Annotated in this window: 14 protein-coding genes and 1 riboswitch; of the genes, 5 read left to right on the forward strand and 9 right to left on the reverse strand. The window is 69.8% G+C overall.

Features of this window, described 5'->3' with window-relative positions:
• Positions 1–105: 105 nt before the first annotated feature.
• A complete protein-coding gene (gene gcvP, locus Q7W82_RS08470) occupies positions 106–2,967 on the reverse strand; it encodes an aminomethyl-transferring glycine dehydrogenase (RefSeq protein ID WP_242156445.1) in 2,862 nt (953 codons plus the stop codon).
• 102 nt (positions 2,968–3,069) lie between these two features.
• A riboswitch (glycine riboswitch) is annotated at positions 3,070–3,174 on the reverse strand.
• Positions 3,175–3,462: 288 nt separating this feature from the next.
• On the opposite strand from gcvP, the gene Q7W82_RS08475 reads away from it, so the two are divergent.
• Genes Q7W82_RS08475 through Q7W82_RS08485 form a run of 3 tightly spaced genes read left to right on the forward strand, consistent with a single transcriptional unit; the run spans position 3,463 to position 5,712 of the window.
• Positions 3,463–4,713, forward strand: a complete 1,251-nt coding sequence (locus Q7W82_RS08475) for a multidrug effflux MFS transporter (protein WP_242156446.1) — start codon at positions 3,463–3,465, stop codon at positions 4,711–4,713.
• A 50-nt stretch (positions 4,714–4,763) separates the two neighbouring features.
• The gene (locus Q7W82_RS08480) at positions 4,764–5,177 is read left to right on the forward strand and encodes a hypothetical protein (protein ID WP_242156447.1); all 414 of its coding nucleotides are present in this window, start codon (positions 4,764–4,766) and stop codon (positions 5,175–5,177) included.
• A gap of 4 nt (positions 5,178–5,181) precedes the next feature.
• Positions 5,182–5,712, forward strand: a complete 531-nt coding sequence (locus tag Q7W82_RS08485; protein WP_242156448.1) for a GNAT family N-acetyltransferase — start codon at positions 5,182–5,184, stop codon at positions 5,710–5,712.
• Between the two features lie 24 nt (positions 5,713–5,736).
• On the opposite strand, the gene Q7W82_RS08490 is transcribed toward Q7W82_RS08485, so the two are convergent.
• From Q7W82_RS08490 to Q7W82_RS08500, 3 genes are all read right to left on the reverse strand, one after another.
• Complete coding sequence (locus Q7W82_RS08490; protein ID WP_242156449.1) at positions 5,737–7,767, reverse strand: M2 family metallopeptidase; 2,031 nt, start codon at positions 7,765–7,767, stop codon at positions 5,737–5,739.
• Positions 7,768–7,893: 126 nt separating this feature from the next.
• A complete protein-coding gene (locus Q7W82_RS08495; RefSeq protein WP_242156451.1) occupies positions 7,894–9,555 on the reverse strand; it encodes a phosphoethanolamine--lipid A transferase in 1,662 nt (553 codons plus the stop codon).
• Positions 9,552–10,331 carry a phosphatase PAP2 family protein gene (locus tag Q7W82_RS08500; protein WP_242156453.1) on the reverse strand — a complete coding sequence of 260 codons (780 nt, stop codon included), beginning with the start codon at positions 10,329–10,331 and terminating at the stop codon, positions 9,552–9,554. The genes Q7W82_RS08495 and Q7W82_RS08500 overlap by 4 nt, the downstream gene beginning before the upstream one ends.
• A gap of 348 nt (positions 10,332–10,679) precedes the next feature.
• Here Q7W82_RS08500 and Q7W82_RS08505 point away from each other — a divergent pair, with 348 nt between their 5' ends.
• Positions 10,680–11,381 carry a response regulator transcription factor gene (locus tag Q7W82_RS08505; RefSeq protein ID WP_010340248.1) on the forward strand — a complete coding sequence of 234 codons (702 nt, stop codon included), beginning with the start codon at positions 10,680–10,682 and terminating at the stop codon, positions 11,379–11,381.
• A complete protein-coding gene (locus Q7W82_RS08510) occupies positions 11,371–12,684 on the forward strand; it encodes a HAMP domain-containing sensor histidine kinase (protein ID WP_242156455.1) in 1,314 nt (437 codons plus the stop codon). Before Q7W82_RS08505 ends, Q7W82_RS08510 begins: the two co-directional genes overlap by 11 nt.
• 9 nt (positions 12,685–12,693) lie before the next feature.
• On the opposite strand, the gene Q7W82_RS08515 is transcribed toward Q7W82_RS08510, so the two are convergent.
• The 5 genes from Q7W82_RS08515 to Q7W82_RS08535 all read right to left on the reverse strand — a co-directional run bounded on the left by Q7W82_RS08515 (position 12,694) and on the right by Q7W82_RS08535 (position 15,779).
• Positions 12,694–13,191 (reverse strand): hypothetical protein, encoded by a 498-nt coding sequence (locus Q7W82_RS08515; RefSeq protein ID WP_242156456.1) that lies wholly within the window; start codon positions 13,189–13,191, stop codon positions 12,694–12,696.
• Positions 13,192–13,315: 124 nt separating this feature from the next.
• Positions 13,316–13,573, reverse strand: coding sequence for a cell division topological specificity factor MinE (gene minE, locus Q7W82_RS08520; protein WP_017910131.1), 258 nt, complete (start codon positions 13,571–13,573; stop codon positions 13,316–13,318).
• Between the two features lie 2 nt (positions 13,574–13,575).
• Positions 13,576–14,385 (reverse strand): septum site-determining protein MinD, encoded by an 810-nt coding sequence (gene minD / locus Q7W82_RS08525; RefSeq protein ID WP_048491491.1) that lies wholly within the window; start codon positions 14,383–14,385, stop codon positions 13,576–13,578.
• A 36-nt stretch (positions 14,386–14,421) separates the two neighbouring features.
• Positions 14,422–15,183 carry a septum site-determining protein MinC gene (gene minC, locus Q7W82_RS08530; RefSeq protein ID WP_242156457.1) on the reverse strand — a complete coding sequence of 254 codons (762 nt, stop codon included), beginning with the start codon at positions 15,181–15,183 and terminating at the stop codon, positions 14,422–14,424.
• A gap of 2 nt (positions 15,184–15,185) precedes the next feature.
• Positions 15,186–15,779, reverse strand: coding sequence for a GNAT family N-acetyltransferase (locus Q7W82_RS08535; RefSeq protein ID WP_019801958.1), 594 nt, complete (start codon positions 15,777–15,779; stop codon positions 15,186–15,188).
• Positions 15,780–15,803 lie beyond the last annotated feature (24 nt).

The raw sequence follows: 15,803 nt of genomic DNA on the forward strand, positions 1-15,803 counted from the left end.
TGTGACGGCGCACTTGTCTACCGCGGTGCGCGATGCGCACGCATAAAAAAACCCAGCCTCGCGCGCGAGGCTGGGTCTCGGATGCATCGTCGAACGACGTTGCGGTCAGACCACCGCGTCTTCCTTGTACGCCTCCACCGGGATGCACGCGCACATCACGTTCTTGTCGCCGTACACGTTGTCCACGCGCGCCACCGGCGGCCAGTACTTCTGCTGCTTCAGCGTCGGCAGCGGGAACGCGGCCAGCTCTCGCGGGTAGGCGTGGGTCCACTCGCTGGCGGTGACCTGCGCGGCGGTGTGCGGGGCGTGCTTGAGCGGGTTGTCCTCGCGGTCCAGGCGGCCGTCCTCGATCGCGGCGATCTCCTCGCGGATCTGGATCATCGCGTCGATGAAGCGGTCCAGCTCGTGCTGCGATTCGCTCTCGGTCGGCTCCACCATCAGCGTGCCGGCGACCGGGAAGCTCAGCGTCGGCGCGTGGAAGCCGAAGTCGATCAGGCGCTTGGCGATGTCCTCGGCACCGATGCCGCTGGTCTTCTCCAGCGGACGCACGTCGAGGATGCATTCGTGCGCGACCAGGCCGTTGCGGCCGGTGTACAGCGTCTTGTAGTACGGCGCCAGGCGCTTGGCGATGTAGTTGGCGTTGAGCAGCGCGACCTGGGTGGCCTTGCGCAGCCCGCTGTTGCCCATCATGGTGATGTACATCCAGCTGATCGGCAGGATCGAGGCCGAGCCGAAGCTGGCCGCCGAGACCATGCCGACGTCGCCGTCGCCGCCGAGGGTGCGCGGCAGGTACGGCGCCAGGTGCGCCTTCACCGCGCACGGGCCGACGCCGGGGCCGCCGCCGCCGTGCGGGATGCAGAAGGTCTTGTGCAGGTTCAGGTGCGACACGTCCGAACCCCACTTGCCGGGCTTGGCCAGGCCGACCAGCGCGTTCATGTTGGCGCCGTCGGTGTAGACCTGGCCGCCGTGCGCGTGCACCGCCTCGCAGATCGCCACCACGTCTTCCTCGAACACGCCGTGGGTGGACGGGTAGGTGATCATCAGCGCGGCCAGGCGGTCGGAATACTTCTCGGCCTTGGCGCGGATGTCGGCGACGTCGACGTTGCCGTTGCCGTCGCACTTGGTCACCACCACGGTCATGCCGCACATCTGCGCCGAGGCCGGGTTGGTGCCGTGCGCCGATTCGGGGATCAGGCAGATGTCGCGATGGCCTTCGCCGCGGGCGCGGTGGTAGGCGCGGATCGCCAGCAGGCCGGCGTACTCGCCCTGCGCGCCGGAGTTGGGCTGCAGGCTGACCGCGTCGTAGCCGGTGCACTCGACCAGCATCGCTTCCAGTTCGTCGATCAGTTGCTTGTAGCCCACGCTCTGCTCGGCCGGGGCCAGCGGATGGATCGCGCCGAACTGCGGCCAGGTCACCGGGATCATCTCGGCGGTGGCGTTGAGCTTCATGGTGCAGCTGCCGAGCGGGATCATGGTGCGATCCATCGCCAGGTCCTTGTCGGCCAGCGCGCGCATGTAGCGCAGCAGTTCGTGCTCGCTGTGGTGGGTGTTGAACACCGGATGCTGCAGGAACGCGCTGTGGCGCAGCAGCTGCGGCGGCAGCGCGTCGGGGGTGGCGGCATCGAGCGCGTCCACGTCGGCCTGCGCGCCGAACAGCTGCGCCAGCGCCATCACGTCGGCGCGGGTGGCGGTCTCGTCCAGGCTGATACCCAGCGCGGTGCTGTCGATCGCGCGCAGGTTGATGCCGGCCGCACGCGCCTTGGCATGGATGGCCTCGGCGTCGACGCCGGTGACGTGCAGGGTGTCGAAGAAGCGCTCGCCGACGGCGACGCCGGCGCCGCGCAGCGCCGCGGCCAGGATCGCGGCCAGGCGGTGGGTGCGGCGGGCGATGCGCACCAGGCCCTCGGGGCCGTGGTAGACCGCGTACATCGAGGCCATCACCGCCAGCAGCACCTGCGCGGTGCAGATGTTGGAGGTGGCCTTCTCGCGGCGGATGTGCTGCTCGCGGGTCTGCAGGGTGAGGCGGTAGGCGGGGTTGCCGGCGGCGTCGATCGACACGCCGATCAGGCGGCCCGGCATCGAGCGCTTGTAGGCGTCGCGGCAGGCCATGAACGCGGCGTGCGGGCCGCCGAAGCCGAACGGCACGCCGAAACGCTGCGAGTTGCCGACCACGATGTCCGCGCCCCATTCGCCGGGCGCGGCGATCAGCGTCAGCGCGAGCAGGTCGGTGGCGACGGCGACCAGGCCGCCTTGCGCGTGCACCGCGTCGGCCAGCGCCTTGTGGTCCCCGATGTGACCGAAACTATCGGGATACTGCAGCAGCACGCCGAAGCACTCGGCCTGCAGCGCTTCCTCCGGCGTGCCCACGCGCAGCACGATGCCCAGCGGCTCGGCGCGGGTGCGCAGCAGTTCCAGGGTCTGCGGGTGCACCGCGTCGTGCACGAAGAAGGTGTCGGACTTGGACTTGGCCGAGCGCTTGGCCAGGGTCATGGCCTCGGCCGCGGCAGTGGCTTCGTCCAGCAGCGAGGCGTTGGCGATCTCCATGCCGGTGAGGTCGGCGCACATGGTCTGGAAGTTGATCAGCGCTTCCATGCGGCCCTGCGAGATTTCCGCCTGATACGGGGTGTAGGCGGTGTACCAGGCCGGGTTCTCGAGGATGTTGCGCAGGATCACCTTCGGCGTGTGGGTGCCGTAGTAGCCCTGGCCGATGAAGCTGCGGAACACGGTGTTCTTGTCGGCGATGGCGCGGATCTTGGCCAGCGCCTCTTCCTCGGTGATGGCGTCGGGCAGCGCCAGCGCGGCCGGCGACTTGATGTTGCCGGGCACGATCGCGTCGGTCATCGCCTCCAGCGAGTCGTGGCCGACGGTGCGCAGCATGTGCGCGATCTCGGCGTCGTTCGGGCCGATGTGGCGCTCGATGAAGGCCGAATGGTGTTCGAGGTCGCGCAGCGAAGAGGTGTGAGACATGGCAGTCGTCCGGCTGAGGAAGGCACGAGGAGGCGGGGACGCGCGCAAGGCCATCGTCGGGCCGCAGCGGCGGGCACGATCGACGGGAAGCACGCGTCTTCCCAATGCCCCTCTGTCCTTTTGCCTGAGAGTTTGGAAGCGGCGGCTGGCGCTGCGCTTCGTGCCCCTTCGGCGCCGGGTTTGACCGGTCTCTCCAGAGTCTTGGTGCGGGTGGTATCGGGCCTGAGCGATTACGGGCGTTTGCGCCTTCGGCAGCGGGTCGCCCCGCTTCTCCCACCTTGCTGCACCGCGATTATAGCGTGGCCGGCGGCGCCCACGGCGGGCCGTTCGTCCCCACGCCAGGCTGAATGGGCAAGCCATGGTGGATGCGCGCAGGCGGCCGTCGCGCGTATCATGGCCGCACCCCTTTCTCTCACGCCCGTCCATGCCGGACGGCGTCGTCGCGTGTGCGCCCGTCCTGTGGCCGCCGCGGCCGGCTTTCAGGATGATGTCCCCATGACGCTCCCGTCCGTGTCCACACGCCGCATGGCCCTGTTGCTGGCCGGGCTGGCGATGTTCGGCCCGTTCTCCATCGATACCATCTTCCCGGCGTTCCCGCAGTTGGCGCAGCGCCTGCACGCCGATCCGGTGGCGATCCAGCAGACGGTGAGCGTGTACCTGCTGGCCTACGCGGTGATGGGCCTGGCGCACGGGCCGCTGTCCGACGCGCTGGGGCGGCGGCGGGTGATCGTCGCCGGCCTGATCGTGTTCATCCTGGCCTCGGCCGGCTGCGCGCTTTCGCGCGACCTGCCGACGCTGCTGACCTTCCGCGCGCTGCAGGGCATCTCGGCCGGGGTCGGCATGATCGTCGGCCGCGCGGTGATCCGCGACCTGTTCCACGGCGACGATGCGCAGCGGCTGATGAGCCAGGTGTCGATGCTGTTCGGCATCGCCCCGGCGATCGCGCCGATCATCGGCGGCTGGATCCTGGGCAGCGGCCGCGGCTGGCCGATGATCTTCTGGTTCCTGGTCGGCTTCTCCTCGCTGCTGCTGGTGGCGACCCTGCGCTGGATGCCGGAGACGCATCCGCCGCAGGCGCGCACGCCGCTGGCACCGCGCACGCTGCTGCGCGACTACATCGGCATCGCGCTCAATCCGCGCTTCCAGCGCCTGGCCGCGGCCGGCGCGTTCAATTTCGGCGGGGTGTTCCTGTACATCGCCTCGGCGCCGGTGTTCATGATCGATCTGCTGGGCAAGACCGAGCGCGACTTCGCCTGGCTGTTCCTGCCCACCATCGGCGGCATGACCCTGGGCGCGTTCCTGTCCGGGCGCATGGCCGGGCGGCTGGGGCCGATGCGCCAGGTGCGCTTCGGCTTCGTCTGCTGCGGCCTGTCGATGGCCGGCAACATCGCCTACACCGCGCTGGCGCCGGCCATCGCGCTGCCGTGGGCGGTGCTGCCGATCTTCTTCGCCGGCCTGGGCACCGCGCTGATCTTCCCGATCCTGGCGCTGGCGGTGCTGGACATGTATCCGCGCCAGCGTGGGCTGGCCTCGTCGCTGCAGGCCTTCACCCAGTTGATGGTCACCGTGCTGGTGGCCGGGGTGCTGTCGCCGCTGCTCAGCGGCCATGCGCTGCACCTGGCGCTGGGCTCGGGCGCGTTCTTCCTGCTGGGCTGGGGCTTCTGGCGCTGGGAGCGGCGCAGCGGCAAGCGCCTGCCGCGGCCGGACGCGCAGGTGCCGCGGCTGGAGCCGGCCGATCCGCTGTGAGCATGGCCGCGGTTGGGCTATCGTCGTCGGGTCATCGTTGAGGAAACCGCATGTCCATCCAGTCCAAGCAGCGCCGCGATCTGCGCAAGAAGCTGGCCGAGCGCCTGCGCCACCGCGCCGAGGGCGCCGCGCCGGCCGCGCCCATCGAACCGCACGCGGAGCTGCGCGACCAGCAGCGCACCCTGCTTGCCGGCATCGTGCGCCGTGACGGCGAGTGGGTACTGGGCATGGACGGGCGCATCGCCGGGCAGAGCGAGAGCGCCGCGCAGGTGCTGTCGCTGATCATGCAGGCGGCGGAGCTGCACGAGCGCGCCGGCACGCCGGTGCGGCTGATGTACTCGGACGCGCTGAAGGACGCCGCGCATGCCGATGCGCAGGCGCAGGGCCTGAGCTTCGAAGAGTTCAAGACGCGCCACGCCCAGGTCATGCGCCGCGACGACGGCGGCGCGGCGGCGCCGGCCTGAGGCCATGGGCCAGAGCGCCGCCCAGGCTGCGCAGGAGGCCGTGTCGCTGGCGCGGGTGCGGCGCCGCGACGGCATCGCGCTGGTCCAGGCGCACCGCGCCAGCGTCGCCCTGCATCACCCGTGGACCTATCCGTTCACCGACGTGCCTGGGTTCGAGGCCTGGTACGCGCAGACCCTGGACGGCAGCAACATCGCCTTGCTGGCGCGCGAACGCAGCACGGGCGCGCTCGCTGGCCTGTTCACCTTCAGCCAGGTGGTCGGCGGCTGTTTCCAGAGCGCCTACCTGGGCTACCACGCCATGGCCGGCTGCGAGGGCCGTGGGCTGATGACGCATGCGCTGCGCCTGTGCGTGGCCTACGCCTTCGCCGAACTGGGCCTGCACCGGGTGGAAGCCAACATCCAGCCGGACAATACCCGCTCGCTGGCCCTGGCGCAGCGCGCCGGCTTCCGCCGCGAAGGCTATTCGCCGCGCTACCTGCGCATCGGCGGGATCTGGCGCGACCACGAGCGCTGGGCGCGGCTGGCCGACGACTGATCCGCTAGCGGGACGCGTGGCTGCTCAGCGCTGGCGCGGTGGCGTCTTGGGCGCCGGCATGGGCGCGGATGCAGCGGGGGTGGCCGGACTGGCCTGTGCCGACGCCTGCGCCGCGGGATCCCATCCGCACATCCGCCCCTGGTTCTGCTGCTTGAGCCATTCCTGCATCGGCGCGAAGTATTCCAGCAGCGGGCCGGCGTCGATGCGCTCGCTGCCGGTCAGTTCCTTGAGCGTGGCCTGCCACGGCTGGCTGGCGCCGCGCTGCAGCATCGACCAGAACTTCTGCCCGGCTTCCTTGTTGCCGTAGAAGGTGCACTCGTACAGCGGGCCCTTGTAGCCGGCCGCATCGCACAGGCTCTTGTAGAACTGGAACTGCAGGATGTGCGAGAGGAAGTAGCGGGTATACGGCGTATTGGCCGGCACGTGGTACTTGGCGCCGGGGTCGAAGAAGTCCTCGCCGCGCGGTGTGGCCGGCGCCACGCCCTGGTACTTGGCCTTCAGCTCCCACCAGGCCTGGTTGTAGCGGTCCGGGGCGATCGAGCCGTCGAACACGCCCCAGCGCCAGCGGTCGATCATCAGCCCGAACGGCAGGAACGCCACCTTGCTCAGGGCCATGCGCATCTGTGCGTTGATCAGTGCCTCGCGGCCGACCTGCGGCGCGTCGACCAGGCCGATCGAATGCAGGTACTGCGGGGTCATCGCCAGCACCACGGTGTCGCCGATGGCTTCGTGGAAACCGTCGTTGGCGCCGCCCTGGAACAGGGGCGGCAGCGGGTTGTAGGCCAGGTCGTAATAGAGGTGGCCGAGCTCGTGGTAGATGGTGGTGAAGTCCTCTTCGTTCGGCTTGACGCACATCTTGGTGCGCACGTCGCCGGCCATGTCCATGTCCCAGGCGCTGGCGTGGCAGACCACGTCGCGGTCCAGTGGCTTGATGAACTGGCTGCGCGTCCAGTAGCTGTCCGGCAGCTTGGGCATCGCCAGCGAGGTGTAGAAGTCCTGCGCGCGCTCGGTCATCTGTCGCGCGCTGAGCAACTGCGCCTCGCGCTGCGCCATGAACCGCGCCTCCGCCGAGGTATCGCCGTTGCGCCGCGCCAGCGCCGCACTGAGGTCGCCCTGGTACTGCCGTTCCAGCGCGTCGGTGATGTCCAGACTGCCGGCGCCGGGATAGGGCTGCAGCAGGTCCCACAGGTTGCTCCAGTCCTGCTGCCACATGTTGCCGAGCAGATGCGCCGGCAGCAGGCCGCCGGCCACCTCGCCCTTGTCCTTGCCGTATTCGGCGTCGAGCTTGCCGCGCGCGTAGCAATGCAGCTGTTCGTACAGCGGCTTGACCTGGGTCCACAGCCGGTCGGTCTCGGCGGCGAGCTGCGCGGGCGGCATGTCGTAGCCGCTGCGCCACAGCGCGCCGGTGTCGGCATAGCCCATGTCGCGCGCGCCCTCGTTGACCAGTTCGACGAAGCGCTGGTAGTCCTTGCGCATCGGTTGCACGGCGGCGTGCCAGCCCTGCCAGGCATCCAGTTGCTGGTCGTAGTCGCGGCTGCGGCGCAGCACGTCCTCCAGTTCGCCCAACTGCCGGCAGCGCCGCGCATCGCCCTCGCCGGTGCAGTAGGACGCGGCGCCGTAGGCGCCCTCCATCTTCGTCGCCAGCGCGGCCAGTTCGGCCAGCCGCGCCGGATCGCGCGGCGCCGGCATCGCGGTCATCTGTTGCAGCAGGCGCAGCGCGCGGGCGCTGTCGGCCGACATCGGCTTGCCATCGTAGCGCCGCGCCTGCGCGATCCAGCCGTTGAGCGTGGTCAGCCAGCGCGCATTGGCCTTGGCCGCCAGCCGCTCGCTGTCGCCGTTGATGTAGGTGGCCGACAGCCACTGCGCCGCGGTCAGTTCCGGCAGCAGCGCGCGGTACTCCTCGTTGATGCGGGCGACGAACTGGTCGGCGCTTTCGCCCTCGGGCTGCGCTGCGGCCGGGGCGGCGGTCTCGGCCGCGGGTTCCTTGCGGCAGGCGGACAGCGTCAGCAGGCTCGCGCCGAGGCACAGCGCGAGCAGCGGAGAGTGGTGGTTCACGGCGAATCCTTGCAGGGCGATTGCCCGGAAGGCTAGTGGCCCGCCCGCACCGCCGCAAGTTCGAGCGGCGCGCCCTTGGCCGCGCCGCCATGTCCGATCACGCCAGGGCGGCGCGTGGACGCTCGGTCATTGCGGCTTGGCGCACTGCGCGAACAGGTCGCGCGATCGGTCGTAGACGCCGGTCCTGACCTGCATCAAGCCCAGCACCGACGGGAACAGGTTGTCCTGGTCGGCGTACTTGCGCGACCGCGCCTGCAGGCAGGTCAGGTCCAGGCCGCGCGCGCTGGCGAAGCCCGGCGAGAACCACATCACCATCGGCACGTGGGTCTGCTCCTGCGGCGCGATCGCGTAGGGCACGCCGTGCAGGTACAGGCCCTTCTCGCCCAGCGACTCGCCGTGGTCGGAGAGGTAGATCATCGCCGTGTCGTAGTCGGGCATCGCCTGCAGCGTGTCGATGGTGCGCGCCAGCAGGTGATCGGTGTACAGCAGGGTGTTGTCGTAGGCGTTGGTGATCAGTTCGCGGCTGCAGTTGCCCAGGTCGGCGGTGTCGCAGGTCGGGGTGAAGCGGCGGAACGCGGCCGGGTAGCGCTCGAAGTAGCTGGGGCCGTGGCTGCCGAGCTGATGCAGCACCACCACGCGGTCGCCGGGCTTGGCGCGCACCTGCGCGGCCAGGTCCTGCAGCAGGATCTCGTCCATGCAGCGGCCGTCCCTGCACAGCTGCGGATCCTTGGCATCGTCCAGGTGCTGGATCTGCAGGCCATCGCACACGCCCTTGCAGCCGGACTGGTTGTCGCGCCACAGCGTGGCGATGCCGGCGTGCTCGAGCACGTGCAGCAGCGACTGGTGCTTGCGGATGTTGCTCTCGTTGTAGTCGTGGCGGCCGAACGGCGAGAACATGCACGGCACCGAGACCTCGGTGCTGGTGCCGCAGGAGTGCATGTCGGGGAAATTGATCACGTCGCGCTTGGCCAGCTCCGGCGTGGTCTGCCGCGCATAGCCGTTGAGGCCCCAGTTCTGCGCGCGGGCGGTCTCGCCCAGCACCACCACCAGCAGCCGCGGCTTGCTGCCCGGCGCGCGCGCGGTGGCCTTGGCGTCGTGTTCCAGCGGCAGTTTCGGCGCCTTGCGCGTGGGGCTGTCGGACTTGAAGTTCTGCCGCAGCGCGACCAGGTAGTTGATCGGCGTGGCCAGGTAGCGGATCTCGCGATGGTTGCGCATCATCGCCGACAGGTCCTGGAACGAGAGCATCGCGGCGATGCCGCCCAGCGCCAGCATGCCGACCAGGAAACCGGCGCGGATCGCCAGCGCCTTCAGCGGCGAACGCCGGATCAGCCGTACCCGCCACAGCACCAGGATCGGCAGCACCGCGTAGAACAGCAGCGGCGCGATCAGCGCCGGGGTCATCAGCTCCCGCGATTCCTTGTGGTCGGTGGCCAGCACGTTGCGCAGCATGTCCGCGTCCAGGTAGACGCTGTAGCTGTTCATGTAGTGCGCGGCGAACGCGGTGGTGATCAGCAGCACCGTCAGCACCGGCTTGGCGATGCCGCGCCACAGCAGCAGGCCGAGCAGCAGGCCGTGCACCGCCAGCAGCAGCAGGAACAGCGACAGCGCCAGCTTCACGTCGCCGGCGTGGCCGCTCATCGCGCTGCGCCAGAACATGCCGTTGCAGGCCAGCGCGAAGAACGCGCTGGCGGCCAGCGCCAGCATCTCGTTGCTCAACTGCGGGCGCCAGGCCCACCAGCGGGCGCGGGAGGCGGTGGACGGCGAGGGCGGGGCGACGGGATGGCTCATGCGGCGGAATCGTTGGTGATGGAGAGGCGCCGGTCGGCCTGCGACGCCATCGCGTCCGGCCACAGCATCGCCCGGTACAGGCCCAGTGCCACGCCCCAGCACAGGGCCAGCGTCCACAGGTCGTGCGACATGAAATGCGCGCCGCGCAGCTGTTGGCCGAGACCGAACAGCAAGCCTCCCCCGAGGCCGATCGCCAGTGCTGGCCAGCGCCAGGCCGGCTTGAGCGCCAGCGCGACGAAGTACAGCCCCACCCAGGCATAGCCGGCACTGGAATGACCGGCGGGGAAGCATACCCCGCGCGGCATGCCCGCCGGGCGGGTCTCGAACAGGCCCACGAAGATCCGCTCGCCGCCGTAGCGGGTCAGGTCCCAGGGGCAGTCCATGTGGGTCACCGACTTCAGCAGCGACACCACCCCGGTGCTCAGCCCCACCGCCAGCAACAGGTACAGCAACGGCAGACGGTAGCGGCGGCCATCGGGACGGCGCCACGCCCACACCGCCAGCGCGGCGGTCACCGCCCACGCCGCGGCGCTGAGCATCTTGCCGTCGTGGTGGATCAGGCTACGGGTCAGCGCCGCATCCTTCAGCGCCCATTGCCCGCCTTCCCAGCGATACAGCAGGTCGGCGATCCAGAAATCGCCACCCAGGCCCATCAGCACCGTGCTGGCCAGCAGCACCAGCGTCAGCGGCACCCACAGGTGGGAGAGATAGAAGTACCGGCGTGCGCCGAGGGAGGGCGCCGCCGCAGCGGACAATCGCAGGGGCGTACTGAGCATGGTCGACGAAGGCGGCCAGGGGCGGCGGGAAAGTGGGGGCATGGTCGGGTTGCAGGTGTCGGATAGCTGTCGGAACTGCGGGATGGGAGGGCCGAGGCTTCAGCAAAGGTTGCGCACGGCCGCGGTCATGCAAGCGCCGGGCCACCGGCGTCTGGAGGTGGGAAGGGGTTCGGGAGCGGGGCGGTCGGGCCTCGGCGGTGGCGTGCGGGGAGGGCAGCCTGAGACCGTCGTGTTGGGATCCTTTCCAGGTTTTGTCGAGATTCGATCAAGACGCGCCGCCGTTCTGACGGCGTTCCGACACGCTTCCGCTAGCATGGGCGGGTCCGTCCCCCGAATTCGAGCGCCCCCATGCGGCTGCTGGTCATAGAAGACAACCGGAACCTGGTCGCCAACCTGTTCGACTACTTCGAGGTGCGCGGCCACACCCTGGATGCGGCACCGGATGGCGTCACCGGGCTGCACCTGGCCACCACCCAGCGCTACGACGCGCTGATCCTGGACTGGATGCTGCCGCGGCTGGACGGGCAGCAGGTGCTGCGCGCGTTGCGCGAGGAACACCACGCCGACGTGCCGGTAATCATGCTGACCGCGCGCGACGAGTTGCCGGACAAGATCGCCGGCTTCCGCGCCGGCGCCGACGACTACCTGACCAAGCCGTTCGCGCTGCCGGAGCTGGAAGTGCGGCTGGAGGCGCTGCTGGTGCGCGCCAGCGGCCGCGGCCGCAGCAAGCTGCTGCGGGTGGGCGACCTGCAACTGGACCTGTCCACGCTGGAGGTGACCCGCGGCGGGCGCACCCTGCACCTGTACCCGGCCTGCCGCAAGCTGCTGGAGGTGCTGATGCAGGCCAGCCCGGCCGCGGTCACCCGCGACCGCCTGGAGCAGGCGCTGTGGGGCGACGAGCCGCCTGACGGCGACATGTTGCGCTCGCACATTTACGACCTGCGCCGCAGCGTCGACGGCCCGTTCGCGGCCAAGCTGATCCACACCCTGCCGCGCATCGGCTACCGCCTGGCGGTGGTCGGCCCCCACGAGGGCGAGCATGCCGACTAGGGCCGGGCTGCGGCAGCGGCTGACCCTGTGGCTGGTAGGCTACGCGGCGCTGCTGTCGCTGGCGGTGTTCGTGCATGGCTACATCGTCAACGACCAGGCCGAGCAGCTCACCTGGCGCTCGCTGCTGACCTCCGAGCTGGACCACTTCCTGGCGCGCAGCGCGGCCGACCCGGAGTACCGCTGGATCGACACCCGCACGGTGAGCCTGTACGGCGACGAGGGCGGCGCGCCGCTGCCGCCGGCGGTGGCGGCACTGGGTCCCGGCCTGCACGACGAAGTGCAGCTGGAAGGCAGCGAGAAGGTGGTGCTGGTGCAGGACGTGCGCGGGCGCCGCCTGGCGCTGGCGCTGGACATCACCGAACTGCACGACCACGAGGACAATCTGGCGCTGTGGATGCTGGTGTCCAACGCGGTGGCGGTGCTGCTGCTCGGCGCCCTGGTGGCCTGGGGCATGGGCCGGGTGGTGCAGCCGTTGATCGACATGGCCCAGCGCATCGGCAGCCTGCGGCCGGACCGGCCCGGGCAGCGCATCGAGGTGCATCCGCGCGCCAGCGCCGAGCAGGTGGTGATCGCCGAGGCGCTGAACGACTACCTGGCGCGCAACGACCTGTTCGTGGAGCGCGAGCGCGCCTTCATCGACAGCACCAGCCACGAACTGCGCACCCCGGTGGCGGTGATCGGCGGCGCCGCCGAACTGGCGCTGGAGCAGCACGACGTGCCGCCCAGCGTACGCAACCAGTTGCTGCGCATCCGCCGCACCGCCAGCGGCGTGGGCCAGTTGATCTCGCTGCTGCTGGTGCTGGCCAAGGATCCGGCGCGGCTGGCGCGCGGCAACGACCTGGTGCGGCTGGACCAGTTGCTGCCGGAGATCGTCGAGGATCACCGCCACCTGTGCGCGGACAAGCGCCTGGAACTGGTGCTGGCGCCGCTGCCGCCGTGCGAGGTGCTGACCCCGCTGGCGATCGTGCAGGTGGCCATCGGCAACCTGCTGCGCAACGCCATCGAGAACAGCGACAAGGGCCGGATCGAGATCACCATGCCGGCGCCGGGCGTGGTCTGCATCGACGATCCCGGCCACGGCATGAGCCCGGAAGAGATCAGCGCGATCTACATGCGCATGGCGCGCGGCGGCGGCAGCCGCGAGGGCAGCGGCATCGGCCTGGACCTGATCGCGCGGTTGTGCGAGCACCTGGGCTGGGCGTTGCACCTGGATTCGCTGGCCGGCAGCGGCACCCGCGCGACCTTGGACCTGAGCAGCGCCTTGAAGCACCAGGGCGCGGCGTCGCCGTCGCCCGCGCCCTAGGAAAGAACGCTAGGCCTGCGCCGGCAATAGCCCGCGTTGCGCCAGCCAGGCACGCGCGTCGTCGGCGTCCTGTTCGAACCAGGCGCGGGTGGAGCCCAGCCGGTAGGTGTAGCCCCAGGCGTCCATGTCCGCCATCAGCCGTGCGCGGCCGACGCCGGGCAGCGCATCGGCCAGCACGATCTGCAGGTAGCAGGTGGCGTCTTCCTCTTCCACCGAGTCGGTGGCATCGGTATGCACCTGCGCGCGCCGCTGCGGCGGCAGCACGATCAGGTGACAGGCTTCGTGCAGCAGCGAATGCACCGGCGTGTCGTCGCGCACGTAGACGTCGCTGGCGATCACCCCGGCCTCCGGTTCGCCCCAGTAGCTGCCGGGAATGGCGGCACCGTCGGCCACGCGGTGCAGGGCCAGCCCGTAGCCGGCCAGCAGCGCGCGCGGCGCGTCCAGACCGATGGCGCCCACGGTCAGGACCTGGGCGGCGGCAGCGGGAAGGGCGGCGTGGGTCTGCATCGTCTGAACGTCGTTGGGAGGGAAGGGCGCGGCGGCGCGCCCGATCGCGGCAGGCACGGCCCGTCGCGGCGCCGGCCTGGACCGGCACGTCAGCCGCGGCACGGGCCACGGCCGACGCGCGGCCTCAGGGCGTGGGCCCTTCCGGCAGGGCGACGGAGATGTCGAGCACGTCGTGCTCGCCGTCCTTGACCAGGTCCACCTTGACCGCGTCGGCGTCGATGTTGACGTACTTCTTGATCACTTCCAGCAGCTCGCGCTGCAGCAGCGGCAGGTAGTCCGGGCCGCCGCGCTGGCTGCGTTCCTGCGCGATGATGATCTGCAGGCGGTTCTTCGCGGTCTCGGCGGTGTTCTTCTTGGTCTTGAGGAAATCGAATAGTCCCATGCTCACCCTCCGAACAACTTGGTGAAGAAGCCCTTCTTCTCCACGGAGATGAAACGCATCGGACGTTCCTCGCCGAGGATGCGCGCCACGGCGTCCTCGTAGGCCTGGCCGGCCGGGGATTCGCCGTCCAGGATCACCGGCTCGCCCTTGTTGGAGGCGTTGAGCACGTCGCCGGACTCGGGGATCACGCCGATCGCCTTCAGGCCGAGCACTTCCTCCACGTCGGTGATGCTCAGCATCTCGCCGGTTTCCACGCGCGCCGGGCTGTAGCGGGTCAACAGCAGGAACGCGGGCAGGCTCTTGCCGCTCTCGGCCTTGTGGGTCTTGGAGTCGAGCAGGCCGAGGATGCGGTCGGAGTCGCGCACCGAGGACACTTCCGGATTGACCACCACCACCGCGCGGTCGGCGAAGTACATCGCCAGGAACGCGCCCTTCTCGATGCCGGCCGGCGAGTCGCAGACGATGTAGTCGAAGCCGTCGGCGGCCAGGTCCTTGAGTACCTTCTCCACGCCTTCCTGGGTCAGCGCGTCCTTGTCGCGGGTCTGCGAGGCGGCCAGCACGAACAGGTTGTCGAAGCGCTTGTCCTTGATCAGCGCCTGCTTCAGCGTGGCTTCGTTGTGCACCACGTTGACGAAGTCGTACACCACGCGGCGCTCGCAGCCCATGATCAGGTCGAGGTTGCGCAGGCCCACGTCGAAGTCGATCACGGCGACCTTCTTGCCGCGTCGCGCCAGCCCGCAGGCCAGGCTCGCGCTGGTGGTGGTCTTGCCGACGCCGCCCTTGCCGGAGGTGACAACGATAATTTCAGCCAAAGGACTATCTCCTGATACGTTCGTGTTGGGGCCGCGTCAGTCTTGCGCGGCGATCTTGATCTGGTCCTGCTCCAGCCAGACCTGGACGGCCTTGCCACGCAGTTCCTTGGGAATATCGTCCAGCACCTTGTAGTGGCCGGCAATGGCGACCAGTTCGGCGTGGAAGTCGCGGCAGAAGATCCGCGCCTCGGTGTTGCCCTGGGCACCGGCCAGCGCGCGACCGCGCAAGGTGCCGTAGATGTGGATGCTGCCGTCGGAGATCACCTCGGCGCCGGCGCCGACGGTGGCCATCACGGTCAGGTCGCAATTCTCCGCATACAGCTGCTGCCCGGAGCGCACCGCGTTCTTCTGCATGCGCCCGGGTTGCGGCCGCGCCGCCGGAGCGGGCGGCGGCGGAGGCGGCGGCGGCGGCGAGACCGGCGCCGGCGCGGCGGCGGGGGCGCCACCATCGAAACGCTCGTACTGCGCACGGAACTTGGCCAGCAGCGGCAGGCCCAGCGTCACCGACAGTTCCTCGATCTCGCGGGTGCCGTAGGCCAGCGCCACCGGCAGCACGCCGGCGTCGCGCAGGCCGTCCAGCAGCGCCTGCGCGGTGGCCGTGTCCGGGGTCTGCGCCAGGCCGCCGAAATCGATGATCACCGCCGCACGGCCGAACAGCTTGGGCGCGCGCTGCACGCGCTCGCGCATCTCCTGGCTCAGCCGCGCCACGTCCAGCGTGCGCACGCGCAGGTTGGCGATGCCGACCTGGCCGATCTTCAGTTCGCCGGCCTGCTCGAAATCCAGATTCACCGACGACACGCTCAGGTCCCGGTCGGGCGCTGCGCCCGCTGCAGACGATGGGCATGGCCGGCCCAAGGCAGCTCGGGCAGGGTGTCGCCGTAGGTTTCGCGCACCCAGGCGTAACTGCACAGATCCTTCAACAGCATGCTCGCACGCACCTCCACTTCGTTCATCGTGTTCTGGCCCACTTCGCGGAAGCCGAAGCTGCCATGGAACAGCAGCGCCGCATCGGCGCCGTGATCCAGAAAAACCTCGCACGCCAGTTGCGGGTAGCGCAACTCGGCATAGCTCTGCACGTCGGCGTAGAACGCCCGGCCGACGCCACCGCCGCGGCGGCGGCTGGCCACCACGATGCGGTCGATATAGAAAAACTGCGGATAGCGCTCGCGGAACCAGGCGAAATTGCTGCTGTCGTGGTCGCTGTCGCTGCCGAAGCCGACCAGGAAGCCGGCCAGGTTGCCGTCGCGCTCGGCGACGCGGAAGTACTCTGCGGTTTCGTAGAAGCGGTGCAGCTTGGCCGAATCCAGCGGCAGGATCGCCAGTCCGGCGTTGTTGTTCAGGGCCAGGACCGAATCGAGCTCGTGCTCGCGCACGTCGCGGATGACGATCGACATTGAGACTCCATTGCTGATGCGCGC

The sequence above is a fragment of the Xanthomonas indica genome, from assembly GCF_040529045.1.
Classification (GTDB): Bacteria; Pseudomonadota; Gammaproteobacteria; order Xanthomonadales; family Xanthomonadaceae; genus Xanthomonas_A; species Xanthomonas_A indica.